Annotated in this window: 14 protein-coding genes; 10 read left to right on the top strand and 4 right to left on the bottom strand. The window is 70.0% G+C overall.

Annotated elements, in window-relative coordinates:
* Positions 1–46: 46 nt before the first annotated feature.
* From pfkB to HC028_RS26450, 3 genes are read right to left on the bottom strand one after another with little or no spacing between them, the layout of a single operon-like run.
* Positions 47–994 carry a 1-phosphofructokinase gene (gene pfkB / locus HC028_RS26460; protein ID WP_168080168.1) on the bottom strand — a complete coding sequence of 316 codons (948 nt, stop codon included), beginning with the start codon at positions 992–994 and terminating at the stop codon, positions 47–49.
* Positions 991–1,779 (bottom strand): DeoR/GlpR family DNA-binding transcription regulator, encoded by a 789-nt coding sequence (locus HC028_RS26455; protein ID WP_168080167.1) that lies wholly within the window; start codon positions 1,777–1,779, stop codon positions 991–993. Before HC028_RS26455 ends, pfkB begins: the two co-directional genes overlap by 4 nt.
* Positions 1,776–3,122 (bottom strand): FGGY-family carbohydrate kinase, encoded by a 1,347-nt coding sequence (locus HC028_RS26450; protein WP_168080166.1) that lies wholly within the window; start codon positions 3,120–3,122, stop codon positions 1,776–1,778. Before HC028_RS26450 ends, HC028_RS26455 begins: the two co-directional genes overlap by 4 nt.
* Before the next feature lie 140 nt (positions 3,123–3,262).
* On the opposite strand from HC028_RS26450, the gene HC028_RS26445 reads away from it, so the two are divergent.
* The 5 genes from HC028_RS26445 (at position 3,263) to HC028_RS26425 (ending at position 9,085) form a co-directional block, all read left to right on the top strand.
* A complete protein-coding gene (locus HC028_RS26445) occupies positions 3,263–4,117 on the top strand; it encodes a class II fructose-bisphosphate aldolase (RefSeq protein WP_168080165.1) in 855 nt (284 codons plus the stop codon).
* 191 nt (positions 4,118–4,308) lie between these two features.
* A complete protein-coding gene (locus HC028_RS26440; protein WP_203981632.1) occupies positions 4,309–5,934 on the top strand; it encodes a GMC family oxidoreductase in 1,626 nt (541 codons plus the stop codon).
* Positions 5,931–6,362, top strand: a complete 432-nt coding sequence (locus HC028_RS26435) for a hypothetical protein (protein ID WP_168080163.1) — start codon at positions 5,931–5,933, stop codon at positions 6,360–6,362. The genes HC028_RS26440 and HC028_RS26435 overlap by 4 nt, the downstream gene beginning before the upstream one ends.
* Before the next feature lie 159 nt (positions 6,363–6,521).
* A complete protein-coding gene (locus HC028_RS26430) occupies positions 6,522–7,997 on the top strand; it encodes a SulP family inorganic anion transporter (protein ID WP_168080162.1) in 1,476 nt (491 codons plus the stop codon).
* A 266-nt stretch (positions 7,998–8,263) separates the two neighbouring features.
* On the top strand, positions 8,264–9,085 hold the full coding sequence (locus HC028_RS26425; RefSeq protein ID WP_168080161.1) for a DivIVA domain-containing protein: 822 nt from the start codon (positions 8,264–8,266) through the stop codon (positions 9,083–9,085).
* Between the two features lie 39 nt (positions 9,086–9,124).
* Here the strand turns inward: HC028_RS26425 and HC028_RS26420 are convergent, their stop codons facing one another.
* Positions 9,125–10,366 (bottom strand): SUKH-3 domain-containing protein, encoded by a 1,242-nt coding sequence (locus HC028_RS26420; RefSeq protein ID WP_168080160.1) that lies wholly within the window; start codon positions 10,364–10,366, stop codon positions 9,125–9,127.
* Positions 10,367–10,471: 105 nt separating this feature from the next.
* Between HC028_RS26420 and HC028_RS26415 the strand changes: the two genes are divergently transcribed.
* Genes HC028_RS26415 through HC028_RS26395 form a run of 5 tightly spaced genes read left to right on the top strand, consistent with a single transcriptional unit; the run spans position 10,472 to position 17,304 of the window.
* On the top strand, positions 10,472–10,921 hold the full coding sequence (locus tag HC028_RS26415) for a YbaB/EbfC family nucleoid-associated protein (protein WP_168080159.1): 450 nt from the start codon (positions 10,472–10,474) through the stop codon (positions 10,919–10,921).
* A complete protein-coding gene (locus HC028_RS26410; protein ID WP_168080158.1) occupies positions 10,911–11,249 on the top strand; it encodes a hypothetical protein in 339 nt (112 codons plus the stop codon). Before HC028_RS26415 ends, HC028_RS26410 begins: the two co-directional genes overlap by 11 nt.
* Positions 11,250–11,259: 10 nt before the next feature.
* Entirely contained in the window at positions 11,260–15,030 is a 3,771-nt protein-coding gene (locus HC028_RS26405; protein ID WP_168080157.1) for a toxin glutamine deamidase domain-containing protein, read from the top strand.
* An 11-nt stretch (positions 15,031–15,041) separates the two neighbouring features.
* Positions 15,042–16,193 (top strand): outer membrane protein assembly factor BamB family protein, encoded by a 1,152-nt coding sequence (locus HC028_RS26400; RefSeq protein WP_308442107.1) that lies wholly within the window; start codon positions 15,042–15,044, stop codon positions 16,191–16,193.
* A gap of 52 nt (positions 16,194–16,245) precedes the next feature.
* A complete protein-coding gene (locus tag HC028_RS26395; protein ID WP_168080155.1) occupies positions 16,246–17,304 on the top strand; it encodes a glycoside hydrolase family 76 protein in 1,059 nt (352 codons plus the stop codon).
* Positions 17,305–17,486: the final 182 nt, after the last annotated feature.

Below are 17,486 nucleotides of genomic sequence, written 5' to 3'. Positions count from 1 at the left end.
TACCTACAGAACTGTCTAAAGCCTTTTCCCGCACCCCTGCGCGCAGCTACGGGTGCGCCACCTGTTCGACCAGGCGGTAATCGCGGTCGACGGTGTCGTCGATGGTCACCGTCACCCCGGGGTCGGCGGCAGAGAAGAGCGTTCCTTCGTGCTGAACGGCCGCCGCCGCCCACGCGAGCGCCGACCGCAGGGCCTGCGCGCCGCAACCTCCGGCGGCGAGGAAGCCGGCGAGCAGCGCGTCACCGGCGCCCACGGCGCTGACCACCTGAGCCACCGGTGCGCGACCGTGCAGCGTGCCGTTGTCGTCGACCAGGATCGCCCCGTCGGCGCCGAGGCTCGCCAGCACAGCCCGGGCGCCGCGCTGTCGCAGGACCTGGGCAGCGTCGACGACGTCACCGAGTGTCTGAAGCGGACGATCCACTACCTCGGCCAGCTCATGGGCGTTCGGCTTGACGAGGTCCGGCCCGGCGGGGAGCGCCGCTCGCAGCGCGGGTCCGGAGCTGTCCACCGCCACCCGTACGCCGCGCCGGCGGCCTTCGGTCACCAGGCTCGCGTAGAAGTCCGCCGGCACCCCGGCAGGGAGACTGCCACAACCGGCGAGCCAGCTGGCGCCGTCCGCCTTCTCCAGCGCGGCGCCGGTCAGCGCCGCCACCTCGGCCTCGGTCAGCTGAGGTCCGGCCTCGTTCACCTTGGTGACGGTGCCGTCCGGCTCGACCAGGCTGATGTTGCTGCGGATGTCGCCGGCGATGGGAACGGCCATGCTCAGGACATCGGCATCGCGGAGCATCGCCTCGATCTGCGTACCCACGGGGCCGCCTACGGGCAGGACGTTGATGACCTCGTGGTCGTGCGCGCGCAGGGCGAGCGCCACGTTGACGCCCTTGCCGCTGGGTTCGCTGCGGGTACGCCGGCTGCGGATGACCGCGCCCCGGGGCAGCGCGTCGACGAACACCGTGCGGTCGACGCTCGGGTTGGGCGTAACAGTGATGATCATGCCAGCTCCACTTCAAGGCCGGTGGCCCGCAGGGCTTTCAGGTCGGCGTCGGGTAGCCCGCTGTCGGTGATGAACAGGTCGATGTCGGAGAGGTCCGCGTGCTTGCAGAGGCTGACCGCACCGACCTTGCTGTGATCGGCCAGCAGGATCCGCTGACGGGCGCTGGTGAGCATGAGGCGCTTGATCGCGGCCTCGGCGTGGTCCGGCGTGGTCAGCCCGCGCTCGGCGGAGACCGCGTTGGTGCCGAGGAACGCGACGTCGACGTTTATCTCGCTCAGCGCGCGGGCGGCCCAGTCGTCGACCCCGGCGAGCGTCAGCGGACGCACCCGGCCGCCGAGGGTGACGACGGTCAGTCTGGGTCGGGTGATCAGCGTGAGGGCGATCGACAGCGAGTTGGTGTAGACGGTCAGTTCCCGGTCGGCCGGGAACAGCTCGGCGAGCCGCGCATTGGTGGAGCCGGCGTCGATGAGCACGCTGCCGCTGGTGGGCAGGTGGGCGAGCGCCGCCGTCGCGATGCGGTTCTTCTCCTCCGAGTAATAAGTACGGGTCGACACCGCGGGCTCGAAGGAGAGCTGCTCGACAGGCACCGCGCCGCCGTGCACCCGGCGCAGCAGGCCTTGCCGTTCGAGCGCGATGAGGTCCTTGCGCACCGTCTCCTTGGTAACCCCGAGGCGGTCCGCGACGTCAGCGGCGTCCACCCGGCCGTTGGCGCGTAGCTGGGTGACGATCGCCTGCTTGCGCTGCGCGGCGTACGGGGTGCGCTCGGACGCGGTGGACTCGCTCATGCCTGCTGCTCCACGGGCGGGAACTGCTCCGGTCCCGCGTAGACACCCGCGGCGATGCCGGCCAGGAGCGCGGCGCCGCGGGCTCCCGCCTCGGGGACGTCGGGGGTGCGCAGCGGGCCGAGGACCCGGCGCTTCACCTCGAGGAGCGCCTGGCTGCGCGACCAGCCTCCGGTGACCACGAGCGCCTTATGGCTGCCGACGACCGCGGACATCGCGGAGTGGACCTGGTCGGCCTGTGCGGTGACCGCCTCCAGCGCCGCGCGCCAGAGGTCGGCCGGGTCGACGCCGCCGGCGATGCCCGAGATGTGCAGGGCCTCGTCGTCCACGCCGCTGACGACGAGATCGCGCGGCTCGCGGGTCAGCGCGACCCGGTCCAGTGCGGCGACATCGACCGAAGTGCGGCCGAGCAGCTTGAGTACGCGCTGCAGCGCCAGGCCGCCCTGCGTGCCGCCGAGCAGGCACCAGTGGTCGGCCAGCACGTGCCAGCCGACGGTGATCCCCGCCTTGGCCAGCGCCCCGACGGCGGCGGTGTCGATGACCCCGGCCGGCACGGTCCGGACCAGCGCCTCGGCGGTGCCGCACGAGTCCAACTCGTCACCCGGCCCGGACGCGCCCGCCCCGACGGTGGCGGCCTGGTGGTCATGGCCGCAGACGGTGAAGACGGCGCCGGTCAGGCGCTCGATGCCGACGCTTTCACTGACCGTGCCGAGCGGCGTGCCCGATGTGACGAGGTCGGGCATCAGGGAGCGGTCGGCGCCCGACCACTCCAGCGCCTCCGACCACCAGTCACGCGCGTTCAGGTCGAACCAGCCGGTACGCGACGCGAGCGACTGCTCGGCCGACTCCTCGCCGCCCAGTCCCCGCACGATCCACTCGGCGACGTTGAGCCGGCGGACCGCCTCCTTCGTCTGCGGGTGGTGCGCCAGCAGCCAGCGGTGCTTGGTGAGCGACCACTGCCCACGCAGCGGCAGGCCGGTACGGGCGGCGAACTGGTCCTCACCGAGGGCCGCGGTCAGGTCGGCCACCTCGGTGCCGTCGCGGGTGTCGTGCCAGGCGATGACCGGCGCGAGCGGCTCGCCGCGCCCGTTCAGCAGTACGCCGGACTCCCCCATGCTCGTCACGCCCACCGCGACCACCGGTCCGGGCGGAGCGGCCCCGACCGCCAGCCGCAGCGCTTCCCGGGCCGACGCGAGCAGCGCACGTGCGTCCATCTCCGCGCCGTGCGCGGTGGTGACCCACGGGGTTACCGCCTTGCCCTCGCTGACGGGTCGGCCGTCGGTGGTAAACACAACGGCTTTGCTCGTGGTGGTACCCACGTCCAAGCCGACGAGCAATGGTTCCATGCACCCCACCTTCGTGTTGCGACCCGTTGCCTTGTTGCGAGTCGGTGGATATCGTTGCGTTTCGTTGGTGGGCTGTCAACACCATCGAGTCTGGATTTCGGTCGCAGGGCGCCGCGCGCCCGTCACTTCGGAGGCAATGCATGCCGCTCGTCAGTACCCGGCAGATCGTGGATGAGGCCCGAGGCAAGGGCGTCGGGGTGGGCGCGTTCAACGTCATCACCCTTGAGCACGCCGAGGCCATCGTCGCCGGAGCCGAGCAGGCGGGCGCGCCGGTGATCCTGCAGATCAGCGAGAACGCGGTGAAGTTCCACGGTGGCCGGCTGACCCCCATCGCGTCCGCGGCCGCGGCGGTCGCCCGCCTCGCGACCGTGCCGGTCTCGCTGCACCTCGACCACGTCGAGGACACCGCCCTGCTGCACCAGGCCGCCGACGCCGGCCTGAGCTCGGTCATGTTCGACGCCTCCAAGCTGGACTACGAGGCCAACGTCGCCGCCACCCGCGCGGCGGCGGAGTGGGCCCACGAGCGCGACCTGTACCTGGAGGCCGAGCTGGGTGAGGTCGGCGGCAAGGACGGCGCGCACGCGCCGGGCGTGCGGACCGACCCCGGTGAGGCGGCCGCCTACGTCGCCGCGACCGGCGTCGACGCGCTCGCCGTCGCCGTCGGCAGCTCCCACGCCATGACCACCCGGACCGCCAAGCTCGACCACGGGCTGATCGCCGACCTGCAGGCCGCCGTGCCCGTACCGCTGGTGCTGCACGGCTCGTCCGGCGTCGCCGACGACGAGCTGCGCAGCGCGGTCGCCGCCGGCATCGTCAAGGTGAACATCGGCACGATCCTCAACGTCGCCTTCACCTCGGCCGTCCGCGACACCCTGCGCGATCCCGACCTGGTCGACCCACGCAAGTACCTCAAGCCGGCCCGTACCGAGATGAGCGCCGTCGTGCAGCGCCTGCTGACGGTACTGACGAGCAACGGAGTCGGCCCGGCCGCCTGAGGCCGGGCGCTGGAGGTCCTGTCTAGCGTCCTCCTGGGGACGCTTGACAGGATCCCAACGAATTGCAACGATCCCCATCGGTTCGCAAGTTCGTTCGCAAGAAGCGCCGGTCACGGGGCTTCTTGCGGGCAGGTTCCCTTCCAGCGGTCTGCACCGCGGCGGAGGGCACAAGCCGCACAGGAGTGGTTGGGTTGGGTTCCAAGCAGGACCATACAGACGTCTTGATCGTCGGTGCGGGAACGTCGGCCGGAATCGCGGCCAAGCACCTGGCCGAGGCGGGATTCACGGTTGTCTGCCTTGAGCAGGGCACGTGGGTGGACCCCGGCAACCTGCCCGGCAACAAGCCCGAGTACGAGATCCTGGGGGCCGGAAACTGGCACCCCGACCCGAACGTGCGCGGTCGGCGCGAGGACTACCCGCTCGACCACAGCGAGGCCGACCTGCCGGTCTGGATGTACAACGGCGTCGGCGGCTCCAGCGTCCTCTACGGCGGCATCTGGGCCCGCGCACTGCCGTCGGACTTCCGGGTGCGCAGCCTCGATGGGGTGGCCGATGACTGGCCCATCTCGTACGACGAGCTCCTCCCCTACTACCAGGCCGTCGAGCGCGAGATGAGCGTCGCCGGCGAGGCCCACAACCCGGCCTACCCGCCCGGCTTCGAGCCGCCGCTGCCGGCCGCGCCGATCCACCGGACCGGCCAGATCATGGCCGAGGGCATGAACAAGCTCGGCTGGCACTGGTGGCCCGGCACCAACTCCATCCCGACGGTCAACCGCGCCAGCGGCGAAGGCCAGTGCGTCCGGTATGGCGTCTGCCGGATGGGCTGCCCGGAGGCGGCCAAGTCCTCCACCGACGTCACGCACCTGCGCGACGCCGTGGCCCTCGGCGCGCAGGTCGTCACACGGGCCCGCGTCGCCCGGGTGACCCTCGACGAGCACGGCCGCGCCAACGGCGCCGTGTACTTCCGCGACGGGGTCGAGCACTTCCAGTCCGCGTCGCTGGTCATCATGGCGGCCGGCGGCATCGGCACTCCCCGCCTCCTGCTGATGTCGACGTCCGAGCGCTTCCCCGACGGCCTGGCGAACTCCTCCGGTCTGGTGGGCAAGCGGCTGATGCTGCACCCGTACGGCGCGGCCGTCGGCGTGTACTCCGACGACCTGGAGAACTGGCTGGGCCCCGCCGGTGAGCACATCGGCTCGATGCAGTTCTACGAGACCGACCCGTCGCGCGGCTTCGTCCGCGGCGCGAAGTGGTCCCTGCTGCCCATCGCCGGCCCCCTCGAAGCGGCCGAGAAGTGGACGCACCCGCTGAGCCTGGCCGGCGAGGAGATGTGGGGCGACGGCTCCGCCGGCAGGATGCAGGACTTCGTCCGCATGCTGCAGTGGCACGTCATTCCGGAGGACCTCCCGGAGGAGACGAACGCCGTCTCGCTGCACCCCACGCTCACCGACTCCGACGGCCTGCCGGCGGCGAAGGTGCGCTACCGGGTCGCCGAGAACACCCGCAAGATCGTTGACTTCAACCTGGCGCGGGCCCTGGAGGCACACCAGGCCGCCGGCGCCACGAAGTCCTGGGTCGCCGGGCGCAACTTTATGACCGGGCACAACACGGGCACCGCCAAGATGGGCAACGACCCCGCGACGTCGGTTGTGGACCGCTTCGGGCGTACGCACGACGTACCGAACCTGTACATCATCGACGCGAGCGTGTTCACCACGTCGACGGGCGTGAACCCGACCGCCACGATCTGCGCTCTGGCGAAGCGCACCGCGACCTACATCGCGTCCAACGCGCGGAGCCAGGAGGTGGCGTCGTGACCGTCCTGAACCTGTCGGACGAACTGGGTGACGCCTCGCGGGCTCGCCTCGCCGAACTCGCCGACGTACTGATCCCCGGCGGCTCCGGCCTCCCGTCCGCCAGCGCCGCCGACGTCGCGGGCCAGTGGATCAACCGGGTGCTGGCGGCCCACGCCGGCCTGGCCGAGGCGGTCGCCCAGGTCCTCGCGATCCCCGGCGCGCCGGACGAGGTGCTGCGGAATCTGGATCGCGAGGCCTTCGAGACCTTCGCCTTCGCCGTGGCCGGTGCGTACTTCATGAACCCCACCGTCCGCAACGCGCTGGGCTACCCGGGGATCGCGCCGCGCAGGATGCCGTCGGCCGAGGGGGAGGCCGAGTACTACCTCGAAGACGGGATCCTCAACCCGGTCATCGAGCGTGGGCCCATCTATCGCCAAGCCCCGGCGTGACCATATCGGTGATGATCACCACGTTCACAGAGGGCAACTCTCCTTTCACCGAAAGGTAGGGTTGCCCTCAGCCGTCGAGGTGTGGCGTCAGGCCCCTCAGTACGGAATGTTCTCGTACGTGCGCACATGTCCAAGCGCACCCAAGTGGAAATGAGCTAGATGTCTTCGCTGCGGTCGGCGCCCGCGTGGCTGTCCCCGAAGGTCTTCCGTACCGAGGTCCTGGCCGGCCTGGTCGTCGCACTGGCCCTGATCCCCGAGGCGATCTCGTTCTCGATCCTGGCCGGGGTCGACCCGCGGGTCGGGCTGTTCGCCTCGTTCACGATGGCGGTCACGATCGCCATCTGCGGCGGCCGGCCAGCGATGATCTCTGCGGCGACCGGCGCGGTCGCCCTGGTGGTGGCGCCGCTGGTGAAGTCTCATGGGCTGGACTACCTGATCGCAGCGGTCATCCTGGGCGGAGCCTTCCAGGTCATCCTCGGCGCGCTGGGCGTCGCGAAGTTGATGCGATTCATCCCACGCAGCGTGATGGTCGGGTTCGTCAACGCGCTCGCCATTCTGATCTTCTCCGCGCAGATCCCGCACCTGGTCGGCGTGCCGTGGCTGGTGTACCCGCTGGTCGCCATCGCCCTGGCCATCATCGTGCTGCTCCCCCGGCTCACCACTGCCGTCCCGGCGCCGCTGGTTGCGATCGTCGCGCTCACGGTCTTCACGGTGGCCGCGGGCGTCGCCGTGCCGACCGTGGGCGACGAGGGCAAGCTGCCCGACAGCCTGCCGGCGTTCGGGCTGCCCGCGGTTCCGTACACCTGGCACACGCTGCAGGTCATCGCGCCGTACGCACTGGGCATCGCGCTCGTGGGGCTGATGGAGTCGCTGATGACGGCCAAGCTCGTCGACGACATCACCGACACCCACTCGAACAAGACGCGTGAGTCCTGGGGCCAGGGCGTCGCCAACATCGTCACCGGGTTCTTCGGTGGCATGGGTGGCTGCGCCATGATCGGCCAGACGATGATCAACGTGAAGGTGTCGGGCGCCCGTACCCGGCTGTCGACGTTCCTCGCCGGCTCCTTCCTGCTGGTTCTCGTGGTCGCCCTCGGCGACATCGTCGCGAAGATCCCGATGGCGGCCCTGGTCGCCGTGATGATCATGGTGTCGGTGGGGACGTTCGACTGGCACAGCATCACCCCGGCCACCCTCAAGCGCCTGCCGCTCGGCGAGACGGCGGTCATGGTCGCCACCGTCGCCGTGGTCGTCGCCACCGGCAACCTGGCCATCGGCGTCATCGTCGGCGTCATCGTCGCCAGCGTCATCTTCGCCCGCCGGGTCGCCCACCTGGTTGAGGTCACCAGCGTGCTCGACCCCGAGGGCGGCACCCGCATCTACTCGGTCCACGGCGCGCTGTTCTTCGCCTCCAGCAACGACCTCGTCAGCCAGTTCGACTACGCCGGTGACCCGCCCAGCGTGGTGATCGACCTGTCAGGCGCACACATCTGGGACGCGTCGTCGGTGGCCGCGCTCGACGCGGTTTCCCTGAAGTACGCCGACCGAGGGAAGAGCGTCGAGATCGTGGGGCTGAACAAGCCGAGCGCCCGGATGCACGGGACGCTCGCCGGCCAGCTCAACGTCGGCCACTGACACCGGCTGATGCCGTGACCGGCGCGCAGGCTTCGGCCCGCAGCGCCTTGACGCCGCAGCGACACTGCATGATCACCTCGCTGCCGACACACCGAACCTAAATGTCGGTTTTCTCCTGCTTGGCTTGGTAACGTGCCGCCCATCAGAGTTCACATCTGTACTGTGACTCGCCGGCTGCCAGAGGAAACGCCGAACGTCCGTCGGTTCGATACCGACGTCTCGTCAACGCGGAGCCGCCTGGTTGGCCGAACCTACGGAGGCCCTCCGTGATCGAGAACCGGATGAAGGATGGCGTCAAAATGATGCTCAACGGGATGAAGACTCCGGACATCACGGTCTTGGAGCCTCCGCTGGCCTCGCTGGAGCCCAGCCAGCCCAATCACGCCCACCCCAGTCACCACGGTCACCCCACCCAACCGAACCAGCCGACCCACCCCAGCCAAGCTGTGCAGGTGCTGGCGATGGCCCAGCGCACGGCTGACGAGCATGTCCAGACCGCGCAGCGGCGTGCGGACCACATCCGTGCGGATGCGCTTGCGGCCGCCGAGCAGATCGTCCACGACGCCGAGGTGCACGCGCAGAATCTGCGGCGCGAGGCGGACAAGGTTCTCGCAGACGCGCGCGCGTTGAAGGAGCAGGCGGCTCGGGATGCCCAGGCCCACGTGGAGGAGGCGCAGCGGGATGCCGACTCAATCGTGTCGAAGTCTCGGGCGCAAGCGGTGGCGATTGCGGGCAAGGCGGAGGAGTACTCCCAGGAGCTGAAGCAGCAGGCCCAGCGGCGCTACGACGACCTCGTCGGCACCCTGGCCACCAAGCGCGAGGGACTACAGCTGCAGATCGAGGCCCTGGAGCGGTTCGACCGCGAGTACCGGGCGCGGCTGACGTCGTTCATGCAGAGCCAGTTGCGTGCTCTCTGGGTCGACCAGCCGCAGGTGGCCGGGGAGTTCGATGCCCCCGGCGCCGAGATGTCAGACGAGCCCGTACAGCCGGCGCAGCGGAACTCCGAGGCGCCGAGCGCGTCCATCTCGGCATCGCGGCGGAAGCAAGAGCCGGCATCCGACGCCGCGCTGGCCGCGGTCGACTACTGAACGCCCGGGCGGAGTGCTCTCCGCCCGGGCGTTCGCTGATTACCACCCACCGTCGTCGCGTACCCGCGGCTGCAGCCGGCCGAAGACGAGGGTGCCCACGGCCTCCTCGATGGTCGTGCCGAGGAGCCACTCTCCGCCCTGGTCAAGAGCGAACACCCGGCCGTGCTCGTCGATCGCGAGGATCGACCGGTCGGGCCCCTCATCCCCGATGGGGCACAGCCGAGCACCGAGCACCCGCGCGAAGCTGTCGAGCGTCTCGCGACAACGCGGCACGTAGAACCCGATGTCGAAGCGGTCGACCAGATGGTTCTCCCCTGGTTGGCGGCCCTTCCAGGTGACCCCGCCGTACCGCATGAGTGCGTCCCACGCTGCGGGGAACACCTCGGGCCCGCCCTCGTCCCGCAGTTTCTGTACGGCCTCCTCGAAGACCTCCACCCTGAGGTCCGCCCGGTGCGGCGACTCCGGGTCCTCAAAGGTCACCAGGCTGCGCAGCTCCGGCACCAACCCGCTGGAGTAACACCCGTAGTAGAGGGTTATGCCACGCTCGGCCGGCGCCGACGGAGGTGGGCAGGGAATGTCGAAGTGCCGCAGAGCGGCCGTACAGGATGCGCAGGCCGTGGCGGGGGTGGCGCCTAGGTCGTCCGCCTGCTCCCGTACGTGGAAAAGCTCGACGACGGCCGCTCCCCGGCCGAGCAACTCTCTAGCACCGGGGAGGTCGATCAACGGCCGGCCGCTCGCGACCGCCACAGCGTCGTGCTCGTGGAGCGCGTCAGAGAGCATGATCAGTTCGGCGTGTCGTTCAACGCCTCGGGTTAGCTGGTTGGCGGGTTGAGCCGCCAACCACTCCCGTACCAGGCGGTGGTGGTTCAGCTCCTGGTCACCCTTGGCCCCGAACGCGCGCCGCAACCTGCGGTCCCGCAACGGCGTCAGGTGGGCGGCGACCGTAGGCGCGGGAAGCCGGCCGGCAGTCCGCCGCCGGATCTGCGCCATCCGGTCCACCGTCGACGGTGCGGCTGGTTTCCGGTGCACCCGCTGCCGGTGCATCTCCGCCACCTGCTCGATCGGCAGCACCGGATACATGGTGAACGCACCGGTACGCCGGTCGAGGACGGTACGTCCGCCGGAGCCGGGGTCGGGCATCGTCGACGGAAGCTCCTTGAGCCAGAGGACGAATCCCTCGTCGAACTCGTGCAGCATCGGCGTCACCTCGTACCCGAGGCTTTCGCTGGCGCGCGCGGCCCAGCCGGCCGCCACCCGTTCGGCGATCTCCCGCGTTAGCACGCGCCCCCCTTCGGTCCGGTCGGGAACCGGCCCAACATATCGGGCCCCGTCTACCTTGCGTGACCCGCTATGTTGCTTCCTGTCGATGCGATGGGGAGGCGGGCGATGGTGCGGGCGTCGGACCGGGATGCGAATCGGGCGCTTCAGGAGAGGTTCGCGCAGGTCCACGAAGAGTACGCGCATCTACGGGTCGGCCTGGGCGAGCTGCAGCAGCGACTGGCCCGGCTGCAGGTGTCGGCGTCGTCCGACGACGGCACGGTGACGGCCGTGGTCGGCCCGCGCGGGCATCTGGTCAGACTCGAACTGGACCCGCGGATCTATCGGGAACCGGACGCGGTGGTGCTGGCCTCGCGGATCACCGAGACCGTGCAGCGCGCGACCGCCAAGGCCGCCAGCGAGACGTCGGCGCTGCTCGCCGACTACCTGCCGGGTGACAGCGCGGCGATGAGCATCATCCGTAACAACGACTTCGGCGCGGTCCTCAAGCGCCATGACGGAGAGCTGGCCATCGACGATGACTCCGACGGCGCGCGTGGGGGCCGCGATGCCCGGTAAAGCTGCGCTGCCCGGCACAGAAGTACGGCTGGACGCACCGCGCGCCGAGCGGGCCGGCGCAAACCTCGCGCACGCCGGCACCGAACTGGCGCGGCTGCGGCAGGGTATCGGCGCAGAGCTGGAAGCGGCCGGCGCCGCACGGCCGTGGGGCAGCGACAGCCTCGGCGCAGCCTTCCAGAGCAACTACGACACGTACGCGCCACGCCTGCTCGCGGCGTGGGCGAGCCTCGCGTCCCAGGTGGAGAGCCTGGGCTCGCGCGCGATCGTCTCGGTACACAACGCCGTCGAGACGGACGCCGCGAGCAGCCGCCGGATGACCGAGATCTGACGCCCCCGCAATGCAGCTGCCGTCTCCTATTCCGCACCCGCTCGAGTTCCTCGACCCGCCGGGCTGGATACGTGAGGCCTTGGAGTGGGTCGTCGGGGTCGACTGGCCCGAGGGTAACGAGAAGCTGGTCTGGGACACCGCGGACCTGTGGTTTGAAGCCGCGCAGCACCTGGTCGAGCCGTACCGGTCGGCGAGTTCCGCCGCCGCTGAGGTGGTTGCCGGCTGGGGCGGCCTGGACACCGCCGTCGCCGCCGCGTTCAACGAAGCGTGGGACGAGGTCGGTGGCAACGACGAGGCCGCGCTCGCGGCCCTGTCGAGCCTCGCGCACGGCCTCGGCGAGCTGATCGAGTCGTGCGGCTGCGACATCCAGGCCGCCAAAATCGAGACGTACGTCGAGCTCGGCCTGTTGCTGATCGAGCTGGCCGCGCTCGGGGTCGCCGCCGCCTGCACGTTCGGAGCGGCATCGGCGGCGGCAGGCCCGGCCATGTTCGCCACCCGGATGGCGATCCAGCAGATCTTCAAGCGGCTGATGATGAAGCTGCTGCGCAAGACCCTCCACGGAGGCGCCGAGGAGGCGGCCGAACGGGCTGCCAAGGTGGCGAGCAAGCGCGGGGTGGCGTTGGCGGCGCGCACCGGGCGCCACGCCCTGGAAGAGGGCCTCGAAGAGTTCGCGGTCGACTACGGCACCCAGAGCTACCAGATCGGCGAGGGCCGCCGGGACGGCTACGACTCCCGGTCGCTACTCACGTCATTCGCCGCTGGGGCGGCGGGCGGTGCTGCGGGTGGCCTGGCCGGGCTGGGGCCGAGTGCCGAGTCGGCGCTGGGCCGCTTCGGCGAGCACATCGTCCGTGGCGCGGCCGGCGAGGTGCTCGCCGAGACCGGCGCCTCGATCGTCACCGGCCAAGGCCTGCCGGACGCCAGCAACCTGGCCCGGTCTGCCACCTCGGGAATGGCCAGCGGCGGCATCCAGCACGCGCACCACGGTCTCGACCACAAACTCGACGCCCAGATGGCCACACTGACCGGCGACTTCGGCGCTCCTGTTGTGTCCTCTCCCCCATCAGCACCGGTAGGAACGGGTCACGCGGCCGGCTCCGCAGGTGACCCGGCGGCAACGCCCCCACAGCCGGCGGCCCAGCACACCGCAGCCATGAACACCGCAGCCATGAACACCGCGGTCGTGCCGGAGCCGACCGGGTCTGCGCCCTGGACGCAGCCGAGCAGTGGAGCAACCGGGCCGAATACCTCGTTGTCAGCGTTGGCGGCGCTCTCCCCCGACGGCCCCCACACACCCCACGTACAGGCAGCCCTCGATCAGCAGCCGGCGACCGCGACGGTCGTACCGGCCGGTGGCCACGTTGAACCGCAGGTCACTCTCACGAGTCACCCGGCGCCCGGGTCCGGGTCCGGCGACGCTTTGCCATCCTCGGGGCAGCAGCCAGCGGCGTCCGGCAGCGTGACCCCGGCCAGCAACACGACCGCCGCCTTCGGCGCACCTGTCAACGTCGCGGCCGGACCGTCGGCGTTGCCCACCACGGCGACGCAAACGCCGGGTGCGTGGTCCGCGTCTTCGCCGACCACGCCCACCTTGCCGCCACCGTTGGAACAGCGGCCGTTCCCGCCGGCGCTTGATCCCGCCCTGTCCCGCCAGATCGGCGACGAAGCCGCAGCGACCTGGAACAGGGGGCGCACCAGGGGCAACTGGCACGAGTACGCGGCCGAACGGCGCCGGACACAGCCCGACGACGAGCGACCCGACATCGTCACGGTCAGCGACGAGGCCCACGCCTACCTCAACCGCGAGGTGCTGCCTACCGTCCAGGGCGGCGTGACCACGGGCAACCGGTCGGCGCTGGCGGGCACGGACGGTCCGCCGGTCGAGGCCACCAGATCGTACGGACAACGCGGCGGCCATCGCGAACCGCTCGCCTACGACCAGTGGGCCCTGGAGCAGGCGATGCCCCGCGACGCGCACGGCAACGTCGTCCGCTGGGCCGACGTGGAGCAGCCCTGGTTCCAGCTTGCCAACGACGGAGGCTTCGAGGCGGATCCGACCCGGGGCCTCAACTGCGTCGACGCCGTACTGTCATTCTTCGACACCTGGGCGCACGGCCGCCCCCGGGTGGCCGCTCCCCGCACCTTCGACGCGTACGCCCACGCCGATCCCGACCAGCCGGTCGGTGGTGAACGCGGCGGGCTCCTGCGGGCCCAGCGCACGCTCAGATCGCAATTCACGACCGTGTACACCGAGACGACGGCGACGTACGACACCCCGCAGGCGATCTACACCGAACGGATGGCGGAGATCAGCCGGACCCTGGAGGTCGCCGGCCCCGGATCGTTCGCCATGATCGTCAACACCTGGGGGCTCGGCGGGGCCCACGCCTGGGCCGCCGTCAACCAGGACGGCCGGATCAAATTCGTGGATCCGCAGAACGGGTTCGTCTATCACGGGCCGCTGTTCGGTACAGAGGGCACCCACGGCGGTGTCAACCGCGTCGACGTCATCGTCCTCGACCCGGACGGTCGGCCGCTGCACGTGACTCCCGACGACATGCGGCAACCGCTGCGATCCTGGGAGGCGAGTGAGCCCACTGGCGCCGATCCGGAAGTGGCTACGGCTCTCGCGGTCGAGTGCCGTACGCCCAACGGATTGGTCGACGAAGCAGCGCTGGCCCGGTTCATCGAGAGCGTGCCCAAACTCGATGTCGACGGACCTGGCGGCACCGTTGGCGCTCTCAGCCGCTTTACCGCCGACGCCCTCGGGATCGCGGGCGCGCGGGTCCTGCCCGTTGACGGAGGACCGGGTAAGGGCCAGTCCGGTGCGCCGGTGTACTTGGTGACGGACGAATCCGGCCAGTTGGTAGCGGTGTCGAAGATCTTCCCGGCGGTCGAGCAGATGGTCCGGGAACTGTCAGCTCTCGACCGGCTGGGCGCCGACGAGTTCCGGCATTTCGCGGTGCCCCGGGCGAGGGGTGCCGCCGTGCTGGAGACGCCAGGCGGTGTGGCTGGCGCGCTGGTGATGTCGGTGGCGCCCGGCCGCAGCCTCTTCGACCTCCTCACCGATGTTCCGAAGCCGGGATCGCCGGACCGCCCGAAGGCGCTGGCGGAGTTGAAGCAGGCGGTGGCGGACACCGCCGTGGCCTTCGCCGAACTACACAGCCGACCGGCGGGATCGGGCGGACCGGTCGACGCCGGCTTCCTGCGGTTCAACCACGGCTTGGCGCAGCAGCAAAACGCGGCGCTGGCGGCGCACCGAGCGATCCTCGAGGAGATGGAACTGGACGTCGACGGCCTGAGCCGCCGCGTCGACGCGGCGGTCCAGGCCGTGATGGCTGAACCCGGCGGTTCGACCGTGATGCACGGCGATGCCCACCCCGGCAACGTCTTCTGGGATCCCACCCACGGAGTTACGTTTATCGACACCCCGAACTGCCACTTCTCGTTCGACGACGCGGGACGGCCGATCGGATCGCCGGCCAGGGATATCTCCAACATGGTGGAACGGCTGGCCCACTTCTCCCGCGAAGCCGGGTTCGAGTGGACCGAGATCACCGACCTCCAGACGACGTTCCTCGAGGTGTACAGACAATCCGATGGTCCGCGAATACCGGATGCGGCCGACACGGCCTTCACGGTGAAGTTCGCCGTCCGCGACATCCTGGAGACGCTCACCGCCCTCACTGAGCCAAACGTAGAGCCGCAGGTCGTTCAACGGCTGCAGCTGCAGCTCGAAGACGAGATCGCGCTGCTGAGGCGGGCACTAAGGTGGGAGCCGTGAGCTGGGCCGGCATGCAACCTCGATCGTCGATGACGTCGGGTCCACCCGTGACGCCGCTCTGGTCGGCACCGCTGCCAACTCCTGGTGGCGGTTCAGTAGTCGTGGAGCCAACCGGAGGCTGTGCCGTAACCACTCCCGGATCGGTCTCCGCGTACGCGTCCGATGGGCGCCCGGTCTGGAGCCCAGCTCCGGCCGGTGACGCTCGTGGCAAATTGCTGTTAGCGGCCGATGGTGTCCTCGTGCGTATTGAAGGTGGGTCGGTCGTCGTTCGCGACCCCCGAACAGGTGCGGTAATCAGCTCGATGGCTGCTCCGATGAGCTCCACCCTGGCCATCGCGCCCTGGGGAGAGTTGCTCTACTCGCAGGTGGCTGCTGACCGCACGGCGGCGGTGCGCTGCATCAGCCGCACGGGACAGCACCGATGGCAGGTCCCCCTGGACCCTTCGGCGCTTATCGTGCACGCGCCGTTCGGAGTGGGTGACGCGGTCGTCATTCCCCGCCGCGGCGCCCTGTGGGCGTACGACCGCGACGGCGAGGCGCTGTGGGTGGCCGACCCTACCGGCGTCCGAGCCCCGCACGCGGCGGACGACGACCGCCGCTCGCCCGATGAGACCTTCCGGCTTTCGGATATCCCAGCCCGCCTCGACGCCAACCGGGTCATCATCGAGTTGGAGTGGTACTCCGGCCGAGGCCTTTACCTGCTCGACGGCGCGGCTGCCACGATCACCCCGATAGCGGTCCCCAGTCCGGTCATGGGCCCACACGCCGTCCTGCCGTGGGCACCCACCGAGTTCCGGGTTGTCGGCCTCGGCAGCCGGGTCCAGGTGAGCCAGGTGCAGGCGGAGCATCCGGTCGTGGCCATCGAGCCGGGTGGAGCCGAAGCTTGGCGACACGGATTGGTGGCACGGGCGGTGTCCTTGTGTCCCACACCGAACGGAAACCTCATCGTCGCCTCAAGCCCGGAGCCCAAGCGGTGGCGGGACTACCACAAGTGGTACGACCTGTCCGCTGAGACCTTCGTCCGTTGCCTCGGACCGGACGGGTCGGAGCGGTGGACCTGGTACGCCCCGGGGCTACTCACACACCTACCGGTCGTCACCCCGACCGGGACCGTCTACGTCGGGTCCGAGCAGAGATTGTGGGCGCTTCAAGACCCGAGCTGACCTGCGACATCGCCGACCGGGTGCGCCGGCTGCCGATGTCAGACTGAGAGTTGTGCGGATCAGTCGGTACCTCCTCCGCCACCGGGCGGCCGGCAGCCACGAGCGGGACCGGTTGGCGATGGCTCGACTGCTGCGCTTCTTCCGCCGGCGCGACGGTCGGTGGCGGACCCCGACGGGAGAGGCCTGGCAGCCGGCGCTCGCCATCGAGGCGGTGATCAACGCGTACGAGCGTACTGGCGACACCGGCTACCGCGACGTCATCGAGCGATCGTTCGCCCGCTACCGCGGCCGGCGGTCGCACTTCTATGACGACGACGGCTGGTACCTCAACACGTGGGTACGCGCCTACGACGTGACCGGGGACCCAAAGTACCTCGACGAGGCTGAGGCGCTCTTCGCCAAGCTGACCCAGGGCTGGGACGACGTGTGCGGCGGAGGTCTGTGGTGGAACGCCGACCGCGGCTACAAGAACGCCATCACGAATGAACTGTTCCTGCTCGCCGCCGCACGGTTGCACCGCCGGGCCCCGCGCGGGACCGGCCCGGGCAGCTACCTGGACTGGGCCTTGCGCGAGTGGGAGTGGCTCAGCGCGAGCGGCATGATCAACGCCGACCATCAAGTCAACGACGGCCTGGACACCAACTGCGCCAACAACGGCGGCCCCACCTGGACGTACAACCAGGGCGTCATCCTCAGTGGCCTGGTGGAACTGTGGCGGATCACCGGCGACCGCGGGTACCTGGCGCGCGCCCAGCAGATCGCCGACGCCGCGATCACCACGAGCGTCGACGCCGATTCGGTCCTGTGCGAACCGCGGGCGGTCGGTGCGGACGGGTATGTCTTCAAGGGGATATTCGCTCAGGGCCTCGCCCGCCTGTACCACGCCGACCGCGACGGCCGGCCCGGCTACCGGGCATTCCTGGACACCAACGCAGACCGGCTATGGCACGCCGGCCGCGGCCTGCGCCACGGCTTCGGCGTGAACTGGGCAGGGCCACCGGGCCGGGCCAACGCAGCCACCCAGACCGCGGGAGCGCTGCTGCTGGGCTCGATCGCGCTGCTGGACGCCGGCGGCGAGGCAGACCCCACCGTCCGATCCAACCCGGCCTAGACATCCCACGCCTGGAAGGTGATGTGTCCTAGGTCACAATCACTTACCCTACGGGCAGTCCCGACGATTGCACGGTGTGAAAAGTTGCATGGACTTTTTACTGACCGGGCCAAGGATGGACCGGCAAAAGACTCAACTCAAGGAGGAAAACCATGGGTCTTCGCATTAACTCCAACATCGCA

It is taken from the genome of Planosporangium flavigriseum, assembly GCF_011947225.1.
Classification (GTDB): domain Bacteria; phylum Actinomycetota; class Actinomycetes; order Mycobacteriales; family Micromonosporaceae; genus Planosporangium; species Planosporangium flavigriseum.
The sequence above is the reverse complement of the archived record's forward strand: the minus strand, read 5'-3'. Positions and strand labels throughout refer to the sequence as shown.